At 69.0% G+C, this 20,392-nt stretch carries 16 protein-coding genes and 1 pseudogene; 3 read left to right on the forward strand and 14 right to left on the reverse strand.

What is annotated here, in order from left to right; all coding sequences use genetic code 11:
- Positions 1 to 18: 18 nt before the first annotated feature.
- The 3 genes from CBF90_RS17410 to CBF90_RS17420 are packed head-to-tail and all read right to left on the reverse strand — an operon-like array spanning position 19 to position 2,845.
- Positions 19 to 822, reverse strand: coding sequence for a carbohydrate ABC transporter permease (locus CBF90_RS17410; protein WP_036305458.1), 804 nt, complete (start codon positions 820 to 822; stop codon positions 19 to 21).
- A 32-nt stretch (positions 823 to 854) separates the two neighbouring features.
- Positions 855 to 1,799 (reverse strand): carbohydrate ABC transporter permease, encoded by a 945-nt coding sequence (locus tag CBF90_RS17415; RefSeq protein ID WP_088379750.1) that lies wholly within the window; start codon positions 1,797 to 1,799, stop codon positions 855 to 857.
- Entirely contained in the window at positions 1,796 to 2,845 is a 1,050-nt protein-coding gene (locus CBF90_RS17420; protein ID WP_088379749.1) for a LacI family DNA-binding transcriptional regulator, read from the reverse strand. The genes CBF90_RS17415 and CBF90_RS17420 overlap by 4 nt, the downstream gene beginning before the upstream one ends.
- Before the next feature lie 469 nt (positions 2,846 to 3,314).
- On the opposite strand from CBF90_RS17420, the pseudogene CBF90_RS17425 reads away from it, so the two are divergent.
- Positions 3,315 to 3,461, forward strand: a pseudogene (locus CBF90_RS17425) (hypothetical protein); the annotation flags it as partial.
- Positions 3,462 to 3,974: 513 nt separating this feature from the next.
- Here the strand turns inward: CBF90_RS17425 and CBF90_RS17435 are convergent.
- Positions 3,975 to 4,322 (reverse strand): GntR family transcriptional regulator, encoded by a 348-nt coding sequence (locus CBF90_RS17435; protein WP_083990461.1) that lies wholly within the window; start codon positions 4,320 to 4,322, stop codon positions 3,975 to 3,977.
- Complete coding sequence (locus CBF90_RS18320) at positions 4,319 to 5,203, reverse strand: hypothetical protein (RefSeq protein ID WP_141097113.1); 885 nt, start codon at positions 5,201 to 5,203, stop codon at positions 4,319 to 4,321. Before CBF90_RS18320 ends, CBF90_RS17435 begins: the two co-directional genes overlap by 4 nt.
- 213 nt (positions 5,204 to 5,416) lie before the next feature.
- On the opposite strand from CBF90_RS18320, the gene CBF90_RS17440 reads away from it, so the two are divergent.
- Positions 5,417 to 5,926 (forward strand): putative immunity protein, encoded by a 510-nt coding sequence (locus CBF90_RS17440; RefSeq protein ID WP_088379889.1) that lies wholly within the window; start codon positions 5,417 to 5,419, stop codon positions 5,924 to 5,926.
- A gap of 15 nt (positions 5,927 to 5,941) precedes the next feature.
- On the opposite strand, the gene CBF90_RS17445 is transcribed toward CBF90_RS17440, so the two are convergent.
- Positions 5,942 to 6,346, reverse strand: coding sequence for a DUF779 domain-containing protein (locus tag CBF90_RS17445; RefSeq protein ID WP_088379748.1), 405 nt, complete (start codon positions 6,344 to 6,346; stop codon positions 5,942 to 5,944).
- Between the two features lie 19 nt (positions 6,347 to 6,365).
- Entirely contained in the window at positions 6,366 to 7,913 is a 1,548-nt protein-coding gene (locus tag CBF90_RS17450; RefSeq protein ID WP_023953468.1) for an aldehyde dehydrogenase family protein, read from the reverse strand.
- A gap of 268 nt (positions 7,914 to 8,181) precedes the next feature.
- Between CBF90_RS17450 and CBF90_RS17455 the strand changes: the two genes are divergently transcribed.
- The gene (locus CBF90_RS17455; protein ID WP_088379747.1) at positions 8,182 to 11,871 is read left to right on the forward strand and encodes a family 43 glycosylhydrolase; all 3,690 of its coding nucleotides are present in this window, start codon (positions 8,182 to 8,184) and stop codon (positions 11,869 to 11,871) included.
- Between the two features lie 70 nt (positions 11,872 to 11,941).
- Here CBF90_RS17455 and CBF90_RS17460 read toward each other — a convergent pair whose 3' ends face one another.
- From CBF90_RS17460 to CBF90_RS17490, 7 genes are all read right to left on the reverse strand, one after another.
- Positions 11,942 to 12,457, reverse strand: a complete 516-nt coding sequence (locus tag CBF90_RS17460) for a DUF2231 domain-containing protein (protein WP_023953464.1) — start codon at positions 12,455 to 12,457, stop codon at positions 11,942 to 11,944.
- Between the two features lie 13 nt (positions 12,458 to 12,470).
- The gene (locus CBF90_RS17465) at positions 12,471 to 12,980 is read right to left on the reverse strand and encodes a DUF2231 domain-containing protein (RefSeq protein WP_023953462.1); all 510 of its coding nucleotides are present in this window, start codon (positions 12,978 to 12,980) and stop codon (positions 12,471 to 12,473) included.
- Between the two features lie 85 nt (positions 12,981 to 13,065).
- A complete protein-coding gene (gene malQ / locus CBF90_RS17470; protein ID WP_088379888.1) occupies positions 13,066 to 15,222 on the reverse strand; it encodes a 4-alpha-glucanotransferase in 2,157 nt (718 codons plus the stop codon).
- Positions 15,223 to 15,256: 34 nt separating this feature from the next.
- The gene (locus CBF90_RS17475) at positions 15,257 to 15,793 is read right to left on the reverse strand and encodes a putative glycolipid-binding domain-containing protein (protein ID WP_197690551.1); all 537 of its coding nucleotides are present in this window, start codon (positions 15,791 to 15,793) and stop codon (positions 15,257 to 15,259) included.
- Between the two features lie 74 nt (positions 15,794 to 15,867).
- Positions 15,868 to 17,196, reverse strand: coding sequence for a GAF domain-containing protein (locus CBF90_RS17480; RefSeq protein ID WP_088379744.1), 1,329 nt, complete (start codon positions 17,194 to 17,196; stop codon positions 15,868 to 15,870).
- A 78-nt stretch (positions 17,197 to 17,274) separates the two neighbouring features.
- On the reverse strand, positions 17,275 to 18,708 hold the full coding sequence (locus CBF90_RS17485) for a CCA tRNA nucleotidyltransferase (RefSeq protein ID WP_088379743.1): 1,434 nt from the start codon (positions 18,706 to 18,708) through the stop codon (positions 17,275 to 17,277).
- Positions 18,709 to 18,753: 45 nt separating this feature from the next.
- Positions 18,754 to 20,271 (reverse strand): methyltransferase, encoded by a 1,518-nt coding sequence (locus tag CBF90_RS17490; RefSeq protein ID WP_242435564.1) that lies wholly within the window; start codon positions 20,269 to 20,271, stop codon positions 18,754 to 18,756.
- Positions 20,272 to 20,392 lie beyond the last annotated feature (121 nt).

Below are 20,392 nucleotides of genomic sequence, written 5' to 3' on the forward strand. Positions count from 1 at the left end.
TTCGTCGTCACGGGGAGGTCAGCCCTTGACGGCACCGGCGAGCATGCCGCCGGTGAGCTTCTTCTGCAGGATCCCGAAGATGATGAGCGACGGGATCGTGGCGAGGATGGCGCCGGCGGCCAGCGGCCCCAGCTGGGTCTGCCCCTCGGCGCCGAGGAACGAGCGCAGCGCGATGGGCAGCGTGTACAGCTCCGGGCTCTGGATGAGTACGAGCGCGAGGAAGAACTCGTTCCAGGCCGAGACGAAGGTGAACATAGCCGTGGCGACCAGGCCCGGCATCAGCAGAGGCAGGATCACGGTGCGAAGGATCGTGAACCGGCCGGCGCCGTCCATCTCGGCCGCTTCCTCGAGCTCCGGTGGGATCGCCGCGACGTACCCCTGCAGCATCCAGAGCGTGAACGGCATCGTGAAGGTGACGTAGACGAGGATGAGGCCGAAGAGGGTGTCGTTCAGCTGCAGGCTCCGCAGCACGAGGAACAGCGGGATGATGATGAGGATCGTCGGGAACACCTGGCTCACGAGGATCCACACCGTGCCGGCCGCGCGCAGCCGGCCCTTCAGCCGGGCGAGCGCGTAGGCCATCGGCATCGACAGCAGCACCGCGACGATCATCGTGACGATCGAGACGAGCACCGAGTTGCCGGCCGCGGTGATGAGGTTCTGCCGCTCGAGCGCGGCGATGTAGTTGCCGAAGTCCCACTGCTGCGGGATGAGGTTCACCGCGAGCGAGTTCAGCTCGCGTGTCGACTTGAACGACGCCGACAGCAGCCACAGCAGCGGAAAGCCCAGGAAGATCAGGTAGCCCGCGAGCGCCAGGTACATCAGGACGGTCGCGTACAGGGGGCGCTTGGTGGTCACTTGCGGGCCCCCTTGTTCTGCCGGAACTGGTTGATCAGGTACAGCGAGAGGATCACCAGGATCGCGACGACGAGGACGTTGCCCATCGCCGACGCGTACCCGATCTCGCGGTTGCGGAACGCCTCGAGGTAGGTGAACAGCGGCGGGATCATCGTGCGGCCGCCCGGGCCGCCCTCGGTCAGCACGTAGATCAGCCCGAACGAGTTGAACTGCCAGATGAAGTCGAGCGCGGTGACCGCGATGATGACGGGCCGCAAGGCGGGCAGCGTGACGTGCCAGAACCGGCGGACGACTCCCGCGCCATCGACGGCCGCAGCCTCGTGCTGCTCGGGGGCGATCGACTGCATGCCCGCGAGGAGCAGCACGGTCGTCTGCGGGATGCCTGCCCAGACGCCGACGACGATCACGGCCGGGAGAGCGGTCGAGAAGTCGCCGAGCCAGTTCACTCCCGGGATGCCGAGCCAGCCGAGCACGCCGTTGAGCGGGCCCGAGTTGGGGTTGTAGATCATCCGCCAGACGATCGCGATGACTACCGGCGGCATCGCCCAGGGGATGAGTGCGAGAACGCGGGTCAGGCCCTTCAGCCGCAGGTTGCTGTTGAGCAGCAGAGCAAGGCCCATCGCGCTCACCAGGGTGAGGAGGGCGACCGACCCCGCCCACACGATGCCGATGCCGAACGACTGCCAGAACCGACGGTCGCCGGCGAGCTCGATGAAGTTGTCGAGCCCGATGAACGAGATCTCGGCGTTGCGCGCGAGCGTGGCATCCGTGAATCCGAGGAGCACTCCGCTGACGAGCGGGATGACCGAGAAGATGATGATCGGCAGGAGCGCGGGGGCGACGAGGGCGATCGCCTCTTTGCGCTGCGCGCGGGCGCGCGGTCCGATCTGCCGGACGCGGGGTGGGCGCGAGGACGTCTTCGTCTCTGCGAGCGCGGTCATCCGTGTGCCCTCTCCTCATCGATGGGCTCGGGGCGCTGGAGCGCCGCGGGGACGGACGCCGACGTCGACCCGCGCACGACCAGCGCGGGCGGAACCGTGACGGTGCGGGCCGGCCGGGTGTCGTCGGCGATCCGGGCGAGGAGCATCTCGGCAGCGGCGCGACCGCGCTCCTTGGCGCCGAGGTCGACGCTCGTGAGCCCGGGGCGGACGACCTCGGCGAGCTCGGTGTTGTCGAGGCCGGTGACGGCGAGATCGGCCGGGACCCGCAGGCCGAGGTCTTCGGCGGCACGCAGGACTCCGACGCCGATCAGGTCGTTCGCCGCGACCACCGCTGTCGGCCGGTCGGGCCGGTCGAGAAGCGGGAGCGCCCCGTCGTAGCCCGCGGCGATCGTGAAGTCGGCGGCGTCGACGTGCCGCGTCCGCAGGTCGTCGTACCGGTCCACCGCCGCGATGAAACCGTCGCGGCGCATGACGCCCGGGGTGGTGTCGGTCGGGCCGTTGATGAACGCGATGTCGCGACGCCCGTGGGCGACGAGGTGGTCGACGACGAGCCGCATCGCCGTCGGAGAGTCGGCGCGCACGGTGTCGAAGTCGGCCGAGGCGGGCAGCCGGCCGAGGACGACGAACGGGATCGGAGCGGCGGCGAGTGCGGTGAGCAGCTGATCGGTGACGCGCAGGGGCGACAGGATCAGCCCGTCGACATAGCCGCGACCGAGGTCGCGGACGACATCCACCGAAGACGACGACGTGCCGGTCGACGACAGCAGCAGGCGGTATCCGGATGCGGAGACCACCTGTTCAACCGCGGCCATCATCTCGACGTAGACCGGGTTGCCGATGTCGGCGACGGCGAAGCCCAGCTGCAACGTGCGGCCCCGCTTCAGCGATTGCGCCGTGGCATCGGCGACGTAGCCGAGTTCACGCGCAGCATCCCGGACCTTCGCCGCGGTCTCGGGACTCGCGACGAGTCCGTTCAGCGCTCGCGACGCACTCGCGACGGAGACGCCGGCGCGGGCGGCGACCTGCGTGATCGTGACGCGGACCATGGCTCTCCCTCGAGCGGTTGTAAACGTTTCCAACGCTGGACGTTGTAAACGTTCTCACCCCCGACCCTCGCCTGTCAAGCATTCGGACCATCAGACCCTGGATCCGAGCCTGAGGTCGCGGCCGGCTCGCGCCGCGGGAGAGAACGCTGGCACGGGGATGGGAACAGCCCGGAGATCTATAGCCCTGGGGGGGTATACGGGGACCACGACGACGCGTCCTACGTAACCCGAGGGGCACGCGACGCCCGCTCGCACTGACCGCGGCCCGAATGACGCGAACGCTGGGGCGCATCCGGCCAGGCGGTTCCGATAGGACAGCGCGACGAACACAGCCATCACGCCGCGGACGAGACCACGGCGATGCGCTCACCACGGCACATGACCACGCGACGATGAGCCACGATCACGTCGGACACGGCGATCATGTGGGCCAGTTCCGGCAGTCGTTCCGGATCATACTGATCCTCGCGGGGATGTCGTGGTGGTGCGCCCCGGCGGACGCGTTCCCGCGGATGGGCGCATCGTGCAGGGCTCGGCCAGCATGGACGAGTCGATGATCACCGGGCAGGCCCGATCGGTGCGTCGCAGCGACGGCGACCCGCCGATCGCCGGCACCTCCGACCGAACCCAGGCCACCGTGGGTGACCTGATGCTCGTCGACCGCCGTCGTTACCTGAGCGCGAGGCTCACCCGCAGAGGCAAAGACACCCGATGTGGTGTTCGTCGACGAGTTCGCCCAGCCCACATCGACGAACAGCGACTCCGGCGATATCGCCGCATCGATGTCCGAAACTGCCCGGTCGGCGGGCCTCGGACTATGACTTGCCACTCAGTCCGTCGCCGGCTCGCAAGCGGCGCTGCCCTGATCGTGGGCCGTTCAAAGCCCCCGAGGACATTGTGACCTTCGCCGGCACGGCGATGCGGCGCGAGTCGTCGGGCGCGGCCACCGGCGAGGAGCTGCGATCGGCGCGAGCTCAACGCACCTACGGCATCCCACCCGACGACGTACGTCGCGCAGCCGTGGGCAATTCTATAGATCGTCCAGGGCGGCGCAATTGCACCATTCCGGAATTAGCGACCCTGTGTTGCGGCGGTGTCGTTTCAGGGCACCGCCGCAACCTCGTCTATGTCACCATGAAGCGCGAACAATACGTATTGCGTCGTCCAACGAAATATCGCTTCTTTTGCTTGCCGCGATGAGGTTACGAGCTGCTTTGACTACCACGATCGGCGGTGCGGGTGCGGCTTCAGAGACACGAGTCCCCGAACCGACACGGGTTTCGATGAGCCCCTCTCCCTCTAGAGTGCGATAGGCCTTCGCGACTGTGGCTGGTGATACAGCAAGGTCGCGTGCCAGCTGACGGACCGTGGGCAGTGATTCTCCGGCTGCAAGCTGGCCTGAGACGATGAGGCCACGGATCTGACTTCGAATCTGCTCGGACGGCGATCCTTCGCCTGAGGTGATCCCGATTCTCATGGCTGCGCGGCCGGTCGGCTCGTAACTAACATGCCCCTTACGGCCACGTACATCCAGCAAGCTAGCCCGGCTGTGGTAGCTGCCAGCCCCATGAACGCGAGAGCTTCGGCCAGCGCAGCGAACGTAGTCCCCGTCGAGAGGTTGGTATCCCCCTCAATTTCGACCCGTACAGATGAAGTGGCGCTAAGCGACTGGAAGACGAAACCAAGATGTAGCAGCAGGGCGCCGCTGGCGATAAGAACGGCGTTCCGACCCCGACCGAATCTAGCGGTTTGATCTGCGTCTCGGTCAGATCCCCAGGCTGGTCGAGCGATGCGGCGCATGTAGACATATAGTCCGGCGACCATGAAAAGAGCAAGGGCAAGCGCTGGCACCGAGTAGTGCCAACCGTAGATCTCAACCCGCGTCGTCGCCTCGCCGAACGACACATTGAAAACGCGGTACGCGCCCGCCTCATCGGGCTCCGAGACACCGCCGGCGGTAAGGGCAAGCACGACCATCAGCGTGAGAGCTGCGCCAAGACCGATGAACGCACTACGTGGGGCGAAGGTCCACACATGCCTCGGAGTGAGGTCGACGGTTGCACCAGGTGAGGCGCCTCGGTAGGAGACAAGCAAGACGACTACGGCGACGACTCCGCACATGATCGGATAGCCGAATCGTGCTTCCCATAGTGCGTCCGACAATCCGCGATGCGCGGCCATCGCGCCCATCCACAGCGCAACCAGTGCCAACGCCGCCACTGCGATGACGCTATCTACGCGTGACGCCGCCGTGGGCTTGTGTGGTCCAGATCGACGGGATCCGGCTACGAGCACGCTCACCAGCAGGGCCGCCAGGATCCAGGGGAGCCAGAGCCGGATGAAGATGAGCCAATCCATGGCTTCAGTGTACTAGGCATGCCGTACAAAGTGTACTAGCTGCTTAGAACAATAACTCCGGCGAGCTTCAGACTCGAGATTGATCGGCTGTCGCGGTCGAGCTGTCGGCACACCCGTCGACGCGCTGCCGCCGCCGCACAAGAATCTTGATCGTCAGACCGTGCCGGCATCCATTCTCTGAGGCCCTTCGTGAGGAGCGAGAGGATGGGCTGCATGGCGGTGGGCGACTTCGATCTGACGGTGGACGAGCTGCGAGCGGTTGTTGGATTCGCAGCTGCGTGCGCTACGCGCGTTTTACCGGAGTTTGCAGCAGCCGCGCCTGATGACTCTCGTCCGCAGGAAGCTCTGGACGCGGCGCACGTGTTCATTGCGGGCAGCCCGCGGTCGAACCTGCAACGGGTCTCGGCTTTCGCAGCGCACCGGGCCGCGAAAGAAGTCGAAGGCGAGGCGGCACAGCTCGCCGCGCTCGCCTGCGGCGATGCCGCCGCGTATCTTCACCCCATCGCGACGGCAACCCAGGTCGGCCACATCCTTCGAGCTGCCGCGTGCGCCGCACGAGTTTCCGAGTTGCGAACCGGCGCAGCCGACATCGGCTCTTTGGCTGGTGTGGTCAGCGAGCCGGTGCCGGCTATCCTCCGCCGGTACCCGGCGGCTCCAAGCGGGTCTTCCCGGCTCTCGCGGCTCATGGCCGAGCTCGACGTCGCGATCCGAGGCCAGGCCTGAGGCGCAATCACCGCCCTACGACGACGGCGATGCCGGCGCCAGCCCGAACGCCACCAGCTCGGCGTGGTCGAGCATGCGGGAGCGGATGATGAACCGCATCCCGGTCGGCCCTTCCACGCTGAAACCGGCACCGCGACCCGGCACCGCGTCGATCGTGATGTGCGTGTACTTCCAGTACTCGAACTGCGCGAGCGAGATGAACACCTCGATCGGGTCGTCGAGGCCGACATCCAGCTCACCGAGCTTCACATCGGCGGGGCCGGTCAGGAACATCCCGACCGGATAGCACATGGGGGCGGAGCCGTCGCAGCATCCGCCCGACTGATGGAACATCAGCGGCCCGTGCTGGGCGGTGAGGTCGCGCAGCAGGGCCGCGGCGGCGTCGGTCACCGCGACCCTGCTGTACGTGTCGTTCGACATGTCGATGAGTGGATGCGGCTCAGAAGAAGCCCATCGCGCCTTCGGCGTACGACACGAGGAGGTTCTTCGTCTGCTGGTAGTGGTCGAGCATCTTGAGGTGGTTCTCGCGACCGATGCCCGACTGCTTGTACCCGCCGAAAGCGGCGTGCGCGGGGTACTGGTGGTAGGTGTTCGTCCACACGCGCCCCGCCTCGATCGCCCGGCCGGCCCGGTAGGCGGTGTCGCCCGAGCGGCTCCAGACGCCGGCGCCGAGTCCGTAGAGGGTGTCGTTCGCGATGCCGATCGCGTCGTCGAAGTCGTCGAAGCTCGTCACCGAGACGACCGGGCCGAAGATCTCCTCCTGGAAGATGCGCATGTCGTTCGTGCCCTCGAAGACCGTCGGGGCGACGTAGTACCCGCCGCTCAGCTCGCCGCCGAGGTCGACCCGATCGCCGCCGGCGAGCAGCTTCGCTCCCCCGGCCTTGCCGATGTCGATGTACGACAGGATCTTCTCGAGCTGATCATTGGATGCCTGCGCACCGATCATCGTCGCCGGGTCGAGCGGGTTGCCCTGCACGATCTTGCCGACGCGGTCGAGGCCGTCGCCGAGGAACGAGTCGTACACCGACCGCTGGATGAGCGCCCGCGACGGGCACGTGCACACCTCGCCCTGGTTGAGCGCGAAGAACGTGAACCCCTCGAGGGCCTTGTCGTAGTAGTCGTCGCGCTCGCGCGCGACATCCTCGAAGAACACGTTGGCGCTCTTGCCGCCGAGTTCGAGCGTGACGGGGATGAGGTTCTGCGAGGCGTACTGCATGATCAATCGCCCCGTCGTCGTCTCGCCCGTGAACGCGACCTTGCGGATGCGGCGGTGCTGCGCGAGCGGCGCGCCCGCCTCGATGCCGAAACCGTTGACGATGTTCACGACGCCGGCGGGCAGCAGGTCGCCGATCAGTTCGAAGAGGAACAGGATCGACGCGGGCGTCTGCTCGGCGGGCTTCAGCACGACGCAGTTGCCGGCGGCGAGCGCGGGCGCGAGCTTCCACGTCGCCATGAGGATCGGGAAGTTCCACGGGATGATCTGCCCCACCACGCCGAGCGGCTCGTGGAAGTGATAGGCGACGGTGTCTTCGTCGATCTGGCTGAGCGAGCCCTCCTGGGCGCGCAGAACCCCCGCGAAGTAGCGGAAGTGGTCGATCGCGAGGGGGATGTCGGCGGCGAGCGTCTCGCGGACGGGCTTGCCGTTCTCCCATGTCTCGGCCACCGCGATCTTCTCGAGGTGCTGCTCCATGCGGTCGGCGATCTTGTTCAGGATGACGGCGCGCTCGGCCGGCGTGGTCTTCTTCCACGACGCGAACGCCTGCCAGGCGACATCGACGGCGCGGTCGATGTCTTCGACGGTGCCGCGACCCACCTCGCAGAACGGTTTTCCGGTGACGGGCGTGATGTTCTCGAAGTACTGCCCCTTGACGGGTTCGACGAACTCGCCGCCGATGTAGTGCCCGTAGCGGGCTCGATACTCTGCGACGGCTCCACGCTGACCGGGAGCGGCGTAGACGCTCGAGACGCCCTCTTCGACGATGGTCATGTCATCTCCTCGACTCCCCGCAGCGCCGGTGCTGCGGTGGTGTCGGGCACGCTACGCCGCGCCACGTTGCAACGCGTTGCACGGCTCGTCCGGCAACGGCGAGGAGGCGCATCCGCACGGTTCTGGGGGGTCAACACCCTGCAGATGCGCGTCCTCGGCGTCGGCAGGGCCGGATGCCGCGCACTGGCGCTGCGGCAATTGTGAGCGCTAACATTTCAGCGTCGTCAGAGCTGACGGCCGTGCAACGTCGCATACGAGAGGTTCCCCCGTGCCCGCATCCACTCGCCCGGCGCCCTGGCGCCGACACCATCCCTGGACGCTCGCTGTCCCGCTCGTCGCTGCACTCGTGGCCGCGCCGCTCGTCGTTCCCGCCGCAGCTCAGGCTGCCGGACCACTTCAGCATTCCGGGCAGGTCGCGCTCGTCGATACCCCCGACGATCAGGTCGCGCAGGCCGCCCTCGACGCCCTCACCGTCACGAACATCGACGACGTGCGCGGCAACCTCACGCTGCCGACGACGTCGCGGGGACTCGACGTGACCTGGTCGTCGGCCGACACGAGTGTCATCACCGCTGACGGCATCGTCACGCGTCCCGGGGAAGACACCACCGTCGCGCTGACGGCATCCGTGACGAAGGGCGCGTCGACGCTCACCCGCTCCTTCCCGGCCGCGGTGCGCAAGGCCGCGAACATCGGAGCCTTCGAGGGCTACACCTTCGCCTACTTCACGGGAAACTCCGTGGCGGGCGAGAACATCTACTTCGCCGCCAGCAACGGCAACGACGCGCTGTCGTGGACCGAGCTCAACGGTGGCCAGCCGACGCTCACCTCCACGGAGGGCGAGCGGGGCCTGCGCGACCCGTTCCTCATCCGCTCGCCCGAGGGCGACACGTTCTACCTCATCGCCACCGACCTCTCCATCGGGCGGAACGGCGACTGGGGCCGAGCGCAGACGCAGGGTTCGAAGTACCTCGAGGTGTGGGAGTCGCACGACCTCGTCACCTGGAGCGAGCAGCGCCACGTCCGCGTCGCCCCCGACAACGCGGGCAACACCTGGGCGCCCGAGGCGTACTACGACGAGGCACTCGGCGAGTACGTCGTGTTCTGGGCATCGTCGCTCTTCGGCGAGGACGACCCGAACCACACGGGCAGCTTCTACCAGACCATGATGTTCGCGACCACGCGCGACTTCACGACGTTCAGCGAGCCGAAGGTCTGGCAGGACTTCGGAGCATCGCGCATCGACTCCACGGTGCTCGAGGACAACGGCACGTACTACCGGTTCACGAAGGATGAAGCCAGCACGACCGGATGCCGCGACATCATCCAGGAGTCCTCGTCCAGCCTGACCGCCGTCGACGATCGCAACGCTCCCGGCTGGAACGCCGCCGACCCCGCCTGGAAGCTGATCGACAGCTGCATCGGTCGCGATGCCGGCCTCGGCGCCGTCGAAGGTCCCACCATCTTCGCGGCGAACCCCGGCGACACGTCGGGCTCTAACTACTACCTCTTCGTCGACGAGTACGGCGGACGCGGCTACATCCCGCTGGGAACGGACGACCTCGACGCGCCGGACTGGCAGGTGCCGGCGAGCTACCGCCTTCCGGCGAGCCCGCGCCACGGCACGGTCATGCCCGTGACCGCCGCCGAGCTCGAGGCGCTGCGTGCCGACCTGCCGCAGCCCCTCGCGGCCAACGAGAAGGGCGAGCTGCTGCGCTACGACTTCACGGATGCCGCAGGCACCGTGCTGCACGACCGTTCCGGCGCCGGGCGTGACGCTCAGGTGCGCGGCGGAGCGACGTTCGCCGACGGCGCGCTCGCCTTCGACGGCACCGACGACTACGTCGACCTGCCCGACAACGTCCTCGTCGGCGTCGACGACATCACGGTCGAGGCGGAACTGCGGATCGACCCGGCCCAGCGCACTCCGTACTTCCTCTACGGCTTCGGCAACACCGGCGGCGACGGTGCCGGCAACGGCTACCTGTTCTCGACGGGCGACCAGTACCGCGCGGCACTGACCACCGGCAACTGGAGCGGCGAGCAGAACGTCACGTCAGGCGCGGCCCTTCCGCGCGACCGCTGGGTGCACCTCACCTACACGCTGAGCGGGAACACGGCACGGCTGTACCTCGACGGTCAGCCGGTCGCCGAGAAGACCGACGTGACGGTGCGCCCCGGGGACATCGGCGGCGGCAGCACGCTCGCGAACTACCTGGGCAAGTCGGTCTACGACGCCGACAACCTCTTCCGCGGGCAGATGCGCGAGTTCGCGCTGTACAACCGCGCTCTGAGCGCCGAAGAGATCGTGCAGAACTCCGGCAACACCTCAGCGCTCGGGGCCGTCAGCCTGCAGGATGCCGGTGCCCTCAAGGTCGCACCGCTGGTCGACACCGACGCCCGCACGGTCATGTTCCCGGTAAACCGCGGCACGGATCTCACGCAGCTGCGCCCCGTGTTCACCACAGCATCCGGCACCACCGCCACACCCGCGTCGGGCACCGTGCACGACCTGAGCACACCCGCCACGGTCACGCTCACCACACCGGGACAGCCCGACGTCGTCTGGACGCTCGAGGCTGTGGAGATGAAGAGCCCGGTGCTGCCGGGGCTGTACGCCGATCCGAACATCGCCGTGTTCGCTGACACCTATTACATCTACGCGACCACCGACGGCACCCCTGGGTGGGGCGGCAACACGTTCTACGTCTGGACGTCGAAGAACCTGATCGACTGGACACGGTCGGCCGAGCCCATCCTGACGCTCGACGGCGCGAACGGGAACGTGCCGTGGGCCACGGGAAACGCCTGGGCTCCGACGATCATCGAGAAGGGCGGGAAGTGCTACTTCTACTTCAGCGGGCATGAGCCGAACGCGAACCGCAAGATGATCGGCGTCGCCGTCGCCGACAGTCCCGAAGGACCGTTCACCGCGCAGCCGGAGCCGATGATCACCAACGCCGAGGCCGTCAACAGCGGTCAGGCGATCGATCCGGCCGCGTTCACCGACCCCGAGACCGGCAAGTCGTACCTCCTCTGGGGCAACGGACGACCCGTCTACGGCGAGCTGTCAGACGACATGCTGAGCGTCGAGGAGGGGACGATCCGGCCCATCGACGGATTGCCCGACTTCCGCGAGGGACTCTTCCTGAACTACCGCGACGGGACGTACCACCTGACGTACTCGATCGACGACACCGGTTCGGAGAACTACCGCGTCGGCTACGCGACGTCGACGAGCATCGACGGGCCGTGGACCTACCGCGGCATCCTCTTGCAGAAGGACCCGTCGCAGGGCATCCTCGGCACCGGCCACAGCTCGATCGTCAACGTCCCGGGAACGGACGAGTGGTACATCGCCTACCACCGGTTCGCGATCCCCGGCGGCAACGGCACCAACCGCGAGACGACGATCGATCGCCTCGAGATCGGTGAGGACGGACTGTTCCAGACGGTGACGCCGACGCTCGCGAGCGTCGACCCCCGCGAGGTGCCCGGCACGACCGAGCCCAACCCGACCGAGCCCAACCCGACCGAGCCCAACCCGACCGAGCCCGGCACCACGGCGCCGGTCGTCTCGGTCTCGGCGACGACGGTCGAGCGCGGGCAGTCCGTGCGGGTGACGGTGACCGGACTCGACTCCGGCGAACAGGTGGCCGCTGAACTGCGGAGCGACCCGATCCGGGTCACCGGCATCCCCACCGCCGATGCGAACGGGCGCGTCGCGTTCGACGTCCGCATCCCTGCCGATCTGGCTACGGGCAGTCACACGATCGTGGTCTTCGGCGCCGACGGTCAGGTGATCGGCAGCGTGCCGATCACCGTGACCGCCTCCGGACAGCTGGCCGTCACCGGCGCTCAGGCGCCGCTCGGCGCCGCGTTGCTGGCTGCGCTCCTGCTCGTCGCGGGAGGCGTCCTGTGGTCGATCCGACCCGCACGCCGGGCCGGCATCGCCTGACACCGGCGCACGCCGTCGTGAACGGGCGGCGGCCTTCTCTCCCGAAGGTCGCCGCCCGTTTCACCAGCGCTCAGCGCCGGCTGCGTCGCGTGACGAAGCCCTCCGCCTGCTTCGACTCGTGAGCCACGCGCACGCCGTAGCGGTAGGCGAGCTTGCCGCCGAGCCATCCCGACGCGCTGAGGATCAGCAGGCTCACGGCGCTGAAGATCACCCCGGCGATGGGGATGTCGTCGGTGGAGGTCCGCAGGAAGAGCTGGAACAGATACGCACCGCACACCACGAAGTTGAGTCCCATGTGGATCGTGGCGGTGCTCGACGAGCGCGTCCGATCGGGGATGCGGAGGTAGTCGAAGATGCCGAGCACGATGGCGACGAGGCTGCCGACGAGACCGATCCCGATGAGGACGCGCGAACCCACGGCGTACGGGGTGGGGTCGGCGACGATGAGGCCGATGATGTCGAAGACGAAGCTCGCGATCCACGCCCCGATCGGAATCGTGACGGCGATCGGGTGGAACGGGTGTCCGTAGGGACCTGCCAGGGGGTTCGCAGGCCGCTTGTCGGGACGGGTGTCCAGGTCGGTCATCATCTCTCCTCGGTCAGGGCAGCGGTTCCAGGCCCTCGGCCTGGGTCGTCTCGGTCGCGACGCGGACGCCGAAGGTGTGGGCGAGCTTGCCGCCGAGCCACCCCGACACCGACAGCAGGGCGAGTCCGGCGAAGCTCGCGATCATCGCGAGGGTCGGAACCGTCTCTTCGTCGACGCGCAGGGCGAGGCTGCCGGCGAACACCGCCATCGCGATGAGGTTCAGGATCATGTGGGTCAGCCCCGTGGCCCGCGCGGGGGTGTCTCTGGGGATGCTGCTCCAGTCGATCAGCCCCAGCACAGCGGCCACGACGGCACCCAGAAGACCGATCGCGATGAGGATGCGGGCGCCGAGGGCGAAGACGGCGGCATCCGGACTCGCGACGGCGATGACGTCGAAGACGGATGCCGACACCCAGGCGCCGATCGGCAGGATGATCGCGATCGCATGGAACGGGTGCCCGTAGGGCCCCGCGATGAGCGACCGCGGGTACTTCGCCCGCGTGAGGGGTGCGGTGTCGACCATGGCGTCTCCTCTCGTTCGACGCCCTGACCGTACGGGCGATGCCCGGTGTCGCACGTACCGGGTTGACAAGCCCGGCGCACGACCTCTACGAGACGGAGCGCAGCGCCCGCTCCACGGCGTCGACCAACGAGCGATATCGCGGAAGCGACGCGAGCTCGTCGAGCATCACCGCCCGCCCGGCAGCATCCGCCAATGGCACCTGCCAGTTGGGATACTCGTCGTCGGTTCCCGGCTGATTCTGCACGCGCTTCTCGCCGACGGCGTCGACGAGCGAGACGCCGAGCAGCCGCGAGGGCGATGCGGCGAGGAAGACGTGGAGCGCCTCGACGACCTCCTGCTCGCTCGCGCCATCGGAGATCAGTCCGCGCGAGCGCAGCTCCGCCAGCATCCGGTCGCGCTCGCGCTCGAAATCCGCGAGCTCGTCGTCGACCGACCGCGTGAGCAGACCGAGCCGTGCGCGCAGCGCGACATGTTCGCCGTCGAGATATCCGGCCGTGGGCGGCAGATCATGCGTGTTGACGGTGGCGAGCACGTCGGTGCGGTACCGCTCGGGAGCGAGTGGCCCGCCGTCGTCATCGGTCTCGAACCACAGGACCGACGTTCCGAGGATGCCGCGCTCCGCGAGATAGTCGCGCACCCACGGCTCCACGAGACCGAGGTCCTCGCCGATGACGAGTGCTCCGGCCCGGTGCGCTTCGAGAGCGAGAACGCCGATCATCGCCTCGTGGTCGTATCGGACGTAGGTGCCCTCCCCCGGGCCGAGCCCCTCGGGGATCCACCACAGGCGGAAGAAGCCGAGGATGTGGTCGATGCGCAGGGCGCCCGCATGGCGCAGAAGCGACCGGAGCATGTCGCGCAGGGGCGCGTAGGCGTGCTCGCCGAGGGCTTGCGGCAGCCACGGCGGCTGATTCCAGTTCTGACCCTGCTGGTTGTACATGTCGGGGGGTGCGCCCACGACGACGCCCGGGGCGTAGAGGTCGCGCAGCGACCATGCGTCGGACCCGGCCGTCGAGACGCCCACCGCGAGGTCGTGCATGATCCCGATCCGCATTCCGGATGCTGATGCCGCCGCGGCGGCATCCGAGAGCTGCTCGTCGACGACCCATTGCAGCCACACGTGGAACGCGATGCGGTCCGACAGTCTGTCACGCAGCTCCAGCACCGCGGGATCGTCGATCGCGATGCCCTCCGGCAGCCGGTCGCCGGTCGCCGCCTCGTGCTCGCGGACCGCGCACCACAGCGCGAAGTCGGCGAGGGCGGCGCCCTGGGAGCGAGCGAAAGCATCGTGTCGAGCGCGTCGCGCCGGCGAGAGGGGTACGTCATGGATGAGCCCGAGCGCCTCGCGCTTGGCGGTCCAGACGAGGTCGCGGTCGATGCGCTCGGGATCTCCGTCGGTCGAGCTGGCGGTCCGGTTCAGCTGCATGAACCGTTCCCGTGCCCGATTCGAGAGGTATGCCGATTCGGGAATGAGCTCGGGGCGGATGTAGAGCGGAGCGAGGAACCGCCGCGACGACGGCAGGTACGGTGACGGCTCGATCGGTGTGGTCACCTCCGCGGCGTGCACCGGGTTGATCAGGAGGTAGTCGGCACCGGATTCCCCCGCGATAGCGGCGAGGTCGGCCAGGTCGGCGAAGTCCCCCATCCCCCACGACCGATGCGAACGCACCGAGTAGAGCTGAGCCATCAGGCCCCACGAGCGGCGTCCCGACTCGGCCGGGGGCGGTGTCAATCGCGGTGGCGTGACGATGAGCGTGCCGCTCGCGAGGAGCTCATCTGCTCCGCCGTACTGCCGCGCCTGCACCGTGTGCCACCCCAGCGGGACGTCGGCGGGCACGGCGACCCGCACCCGCCAGCGCGTCCGGCCGTCGACGCTGCGGGCGACCGGTTGCTGCTCGGCTATCGGCAGGGGACGGATCGAACCGTCCTCCAGCACGAGCACGACCTCGACGTCGGAGCCGTCGGCGACGTGCAGCTCGATCGACCCGGTGCCCTGACGCACGACCGTCGACGCCGCCACGAGTCGTCGCCATGGTTCCGCCGCGCGCTCGGCGAGGGCGCGCTCGACGGCCTCGTCGTCGTCCGCCACGACGCCCATCGCGGCGAGCACCGCGCGCAGGGTCGTGCCGGGCACGTGGACCTGCTCGCCGGAGAACGACCAGTACTCCGTCGCGATCCCGTAGGCCTCGGCCAGTGAGACGAGCGCCTCGCCGGGGGCGTCGTCGGCAGTGGGCGCGTCGCTCATCGTCATGTCCTCGTCTCCTCGCTCTGTGCGGCTCTCACGAACCCGTCACCCGCTCGAACAGGCCGGGGTAGCTGAGCACGAATCCGTCCGCGTCGACAGTGAGCGTGCGTCGGAACTCGCGGTCGCGAGACTCGAAGCAGTATGCGCGCGGGCCGACGCGGGTGTAGCGCTGCCGCCCGAGCCGCACCTCGAGCGACGGAACCTGCACCCAGGCCACCTCGATGTCGGCGCGGCTCCCGACGGCGAGTCCGAGGCGCCGGATCGGGAGCGCATTGGTGGCGGGGGTCGCGGTGATGTCGACGTCGGTCGCGCCGGCGAGGTCGGGTCGCTCCTCACCGTCGACCGTCCAAGCGCCGTCGACATGCTCGATCTGCGTCGTGCGGTCGCCCGATGCGATCGTCGCGTGGCGGAGGGTGCCGTCGGGCGCGAGACTGACGGCATACCGACACGGCTCGTCGCCGCCGTCGACCTCTCCGATGATGCGGATGCCGTCATCGGAATATTCCGTGGTGCATCGCTCGATCGTCTCGACGGACCCGATGCCGGTCCATGAGATCCGTGTCGTTCTCACGCGTGCCTCCTCCCGATGTTTCACGTGCAACATCGCGTCGCCATCCTGTCAGCGGCTCGGCGGCGACGGAACGGTCACTCGTCGGGGTTGCCGAGCGCGGTCAGCCGTGCGACGATGCCCGCCCGCTTCGGCGACCGCGCCGGCAGCAGTCGCAGGCATAGCTGCAGAATCTCCGCGTCGTCGGTGGCCTCGTCCGTCTCGAGGTATGCCAGGAGAACGTCCACCGATGCTTCGGCCATCAGCGCTTCGCGGAGCGACGCCCGGAGGCGGTTGCGCACCTCCTCGGTTCCGGGAGCGCACGAGTCGGGCAGGACGGGGCCCGGATACGCCGCGAGCGCGACGCGGTGCGCACCACGGTCGAGCAGCGACGCCACCTGCTGCGCATCGGTCTCGAGGTCAGCGGGCAGACGGTAGGGCCGCGACAGCGGTACGAGATGCGGCGCAGCTCGTTCGAGCACCCGCCGCAGCCGCACCATCTCAGGGCGGAGGGTGTCGGTGGCGTCGGGACCGTAGACGAGCTCGGCGAGCCGCTCCGCCGACAGGCCCTGCCGGTGCGTCGCGAGCATGAGCAGGATGTCGGCGTGCCGGGACGACACCTCGACGGCCCGCTCACCGCCGACGCCGGCGATCTCGAGGAGCGCACGGTCCCTGCCGAGAACGCGGAGAGTCGACGCCGTCGGCACCGAACCCACGCGACTCCGGGATCGCGTGAAGCCGCGCGGACGCTCTGCACGAGAGCGCAGCCGGGCGACGAGAACCTCGCTCTCGATCGCACGTGCCGTCGCGTCGACGAGCAGCCGTGCCTGCGGACTCGCGGCCTCTGCACGGCCGGTCACGTCGATGACCCCGAGCAGTCGGCGGGTCTCCGGGTCGTGCACGGGAGCGGCCGTGCAGGACCAGGGCTGCACGAGACGGTTGAAGTGCTCGGCGCCCCGGATCTGCACCGATCGGTCGAGCTGCAGGGCCGTCCCCGGTGCCGAGGTGCCCACGGCGGACTCCGACCAGTTGGCCCCCGCGACGAAGCCCATGTCGCCCGTCAGGGTTCGGACGCTCGTATCGCCCTCGACCCAGAGCAGTCGGCCGGCGGCATCCCCGACGGCGACGACGACCCCGGAGTCCGGGCTCGGGACGAGCAGCGCACGGACCATGTCCATGACACCGGCGAGCGGGTGGGCGCTGCGGTAGGCGGCGAGGGCGCGCTCGTCGAACTCGAGCGGGGGCAGCGCCTCGGCACCGACGAGGTTCGCCATCGACCGGCGCCACGAATCGCGGACGAGCGACCGCACGTCCTGCAGACGGCGCTCGGCATCGGTTCCGGCCAACAGCTCGTCGTGCGCGCGCTCGATCAGCAGACGGGACGACTCGGGTGCGACATCCCACTGCGCGGACCACGACGAGGACACGGGCGACTCCGATCGGCGGTGAAGGAGCGCCCTCAGCCTAAGCCGGACGGGCTCGTCGCGGTAGGGCTCGTCGACTCGTCACGCGTCGGAGCGCACGGTCCACCACTCCCGCAGGCGACGCTCCGCGGCATCCTCACCGATCATGCCCTCGTCGAGCCGGATGTCGAGCAGGAACCGGTACGCCTCGCCCACCTCGCGGCCGGGGCCGATGCCGAGGATCGCCTGGATGCGGTTGCCGTCGAGTTCCGGGCGCATGGCGCCGAGCTCTTCCGCGGCCGCCAGCTCGTCGATGCGTCGCTCGATGTCGTCGTACGCCGACTTCAGGCGAGCGGCCTTGCGCTTGTTCCGCGTCGTGACGTCGGCGCGCGTGAGGATGTGCAGTCGCTCGAGTTCGTCACCCGCGTCTCGGACGTAGCGCCTGACGGCCGAATCCGTCCAGGCGCCTTCCGAGTAACCGAAGAACCGCAGGTGCAGTTCGACGAGGCGACTCACCGACGAGATCGTGTCGGAGTCGAAGCGCAGGGCCTGCAGGCGCTTGCGCGCCATCCGGGACCCCTTGATGTCGTGGTGGTGGAAGCTCACTCCCCCGCCGGGCTCGAGCTTGCGCGTCGCGGGCTTGCCGATGTCGTGGAGGAGCGCCGCGAGGCGCAGCACCACGTCGGGCTCCGCGCCGGGGTTACGCTCGTGCTCGAGCTCGATCGCCTGGCGCAGCACCGTCAGCGAGTGCTCGTAGACGTCCTTGTGGTGATGGTGCTCGTCGATCTCGAGGCGCAGCGCCGGCACCTCGGGCAGCACGAGCTGCATGAGGCCGGTGTCGACGAGCAGCCGGATGCCGCGTGCGGGGTCGTCGGTGCGCAGCAGCTTCACCAGCTCGCCCTGCACCCGCTCGGGGCTCACGATCGAGAGCGTCTCACGCAGCTCGGTCATCGCCTGCTCTGTGGCGGGATCGAGCGAGAAGCCGAGCTGAGAAGCGAAGCGGGCGGCACGCAGCATCCGCAGCGGGTCGTCGCCGAAGCTCACGGCGGGATCGCTCGGCGTCCGCAGCGTCGTCGCGACGAGATCCTCGACCCCGCCCGTCGGGTCGACGAGCGAGGGTCCCGGAACACGCAGCGCCATGGCGTTGACGGTGAAATCCCGGCGCGCGAGATCCTGCTCGAGCGTGTCACCGAACTCGACGGTCGGCTTTCGGGTCACGCCGTCGTAGCTGTCCGCTCGGTAGGTCGTGATCTCGATCTGCTCGCCGCGCACCTTCGCACCGATCGTGCCGAAGGCGCGGCCGATGTCCCACGTCGCGGTCGCCAGGGGCTCGACGATGCGCAGGATGTCGTCGGGTCGGGCGTTCGTCGTGAAGTCGAGGTCGTTGGTCGCGCGCCCCAGCAACGCATCTCGTACGGGACCGCCGACGATCGCCAGCTCGAAGCCCGCACGCTCGAAAGCGCCGGCGAGTGTTGAGACGACCGGAGATGCTGCCAGGGCGCCCAGGCGCGCGACACCCTCGGCCATGTTCAGCATGCGTCCGAGCCTACCGGGCTCGTCCGCCCCTCCCCCAGCCCGGGATCAGCCGGCGAAGTGCAGGAAGCCCGTGAACAGCAGCTCGCGCACGCGCGGCAGCAGGTCGGCGCGGAGCGCTGCCGCATCCACCTCGAGCAGGTCGGCGATCGCGGCGACGAGCACGCCGACGGGCAGGTCGCCGTCACTGGCCCCGACGAGCGCGGCGAGGGCCGGATCGACATCGAGCACGCGCCCGAATCCCGCGCCCTGACGCAGCTCGATGACCTGGGGGTCCTCCACGCCCGGAGTGTGATGGCGTGCCTCGGTCACATCGGGGGCGACCCGCAGCACCGCGGCATCCAGGTCGGCGTCGGTCATGCTCGAGAGGCGCTGCCAGGCGTCGAGCGACTCGCCGATGTGGGGGCCGAGGCCGCCGGGAATGCTTCCGACGATGCGTTCGTAGCGGGCGAGCGTCGGGATGACGGCCGGGCGGTGCAGCGTGATGTAGCCGAATCCGACCGCGGTGACCCCGCGAGCGGCGAAGTCGTCGAGCCACGCCTGCACGAGCGGCGCGTAGGCGGGCGAGCCGGGCGCGGTGCCGCCGTCGCGGACCCACAGCTCGGCGTAGGCGAGCGGATCGAGCTGCTCGCGCTCCACGACCCACGCATCGAGGGCGACGGACGACTCCGATACCCACGAGCGCACCCGGTCCAGCCCGTCCTCGCCGGCGCGGTACTCCCAGTTGCCGAGCAGCTGGGCGACGCCGCCCGGAGCCAGCACCGAGCCGACCTCGCGCACGAAGGCGGCGACGAGGTCGTCGCCCGACATGCCACCGTCGCGGTATTCGTATGCCGGTACGCCCTGGACCCGGGGAGTGATCACGAACGGCGGGTTGGACACGACCCGCTCGAACTGCTCGCCGGCGACCGGCTCGAACAGGCTGCCGAACCGTGTCTCGATTCCATCGACGTCGTTGAGAAGGGCATTCAGGCGCGTGAAAGCGAGGGCGCGTTCCGAGACGTCCGTCGCCACGACGCGGTCCCCCGCGCGCCGCGCACGGAGAGCCTGGATGCCGCATCCCGTGCCGATGTCGAGAACGCGTCCCACCTGCGACGTCAACTGCAGCCCCGCGAGCGTCAGCGACGCGCCGCCGACCCCCAGGACATGCCCTGTGGGCAGTGGTCCGCCCACCGCGGCCTCGTCGAGGTCGCTCGCGATCCACCAGTGGCCCTCGCCTGCGGCATCCGAGATGTCCTGCGGTCGCACGAGGGCGTCGGGCACGACGAGGTCGCCGTCGAGGTGGGCCAGCCCCAGCTCCGTGAGGCCCGCAGCGCCGAGCGAGGGAAGCGCGGCGTCCACCGAGGCGCGGGGAGCCGGCCCTCCCAGGAACAGCAGGCCCGCCAGCACGGCCAGCGCGTCGGTGCGTCCGGCCAGCACGCGCCGCGCGGGTTCGATGAGGCCGTGACCCACCGCGGTGTCGACCATCCCGCCCCAGAGCGCACGCACGGCGTCGGCGCGGTAGCCCGCGGCATCCAGATCGGTACGGAGCGCCGCGCAGCGGCCGGCGTCGGGATGCAGGGTCACTCCCCCATTCAACCGTGCGGGCCACCGAATAGCCGCATGGCCCGGCCCGCCTCGGATGACGCACAGCGGGCCCGCCCTAGACTCTGTGCGACCCTGCGGTCGGGTATCGCAGCGGGTCGAG

Origin of the sequence: Microbacterium sp. AISO3 (assembly GCF_002204305.1) — a bacterium.
GTDB classification, from domain to species: Bacteria; Actinomycetota; Actinomycetes; order Actinomycetales; family Microbacteriaceae; genus Microbacterium; species Microbacterium arborescens.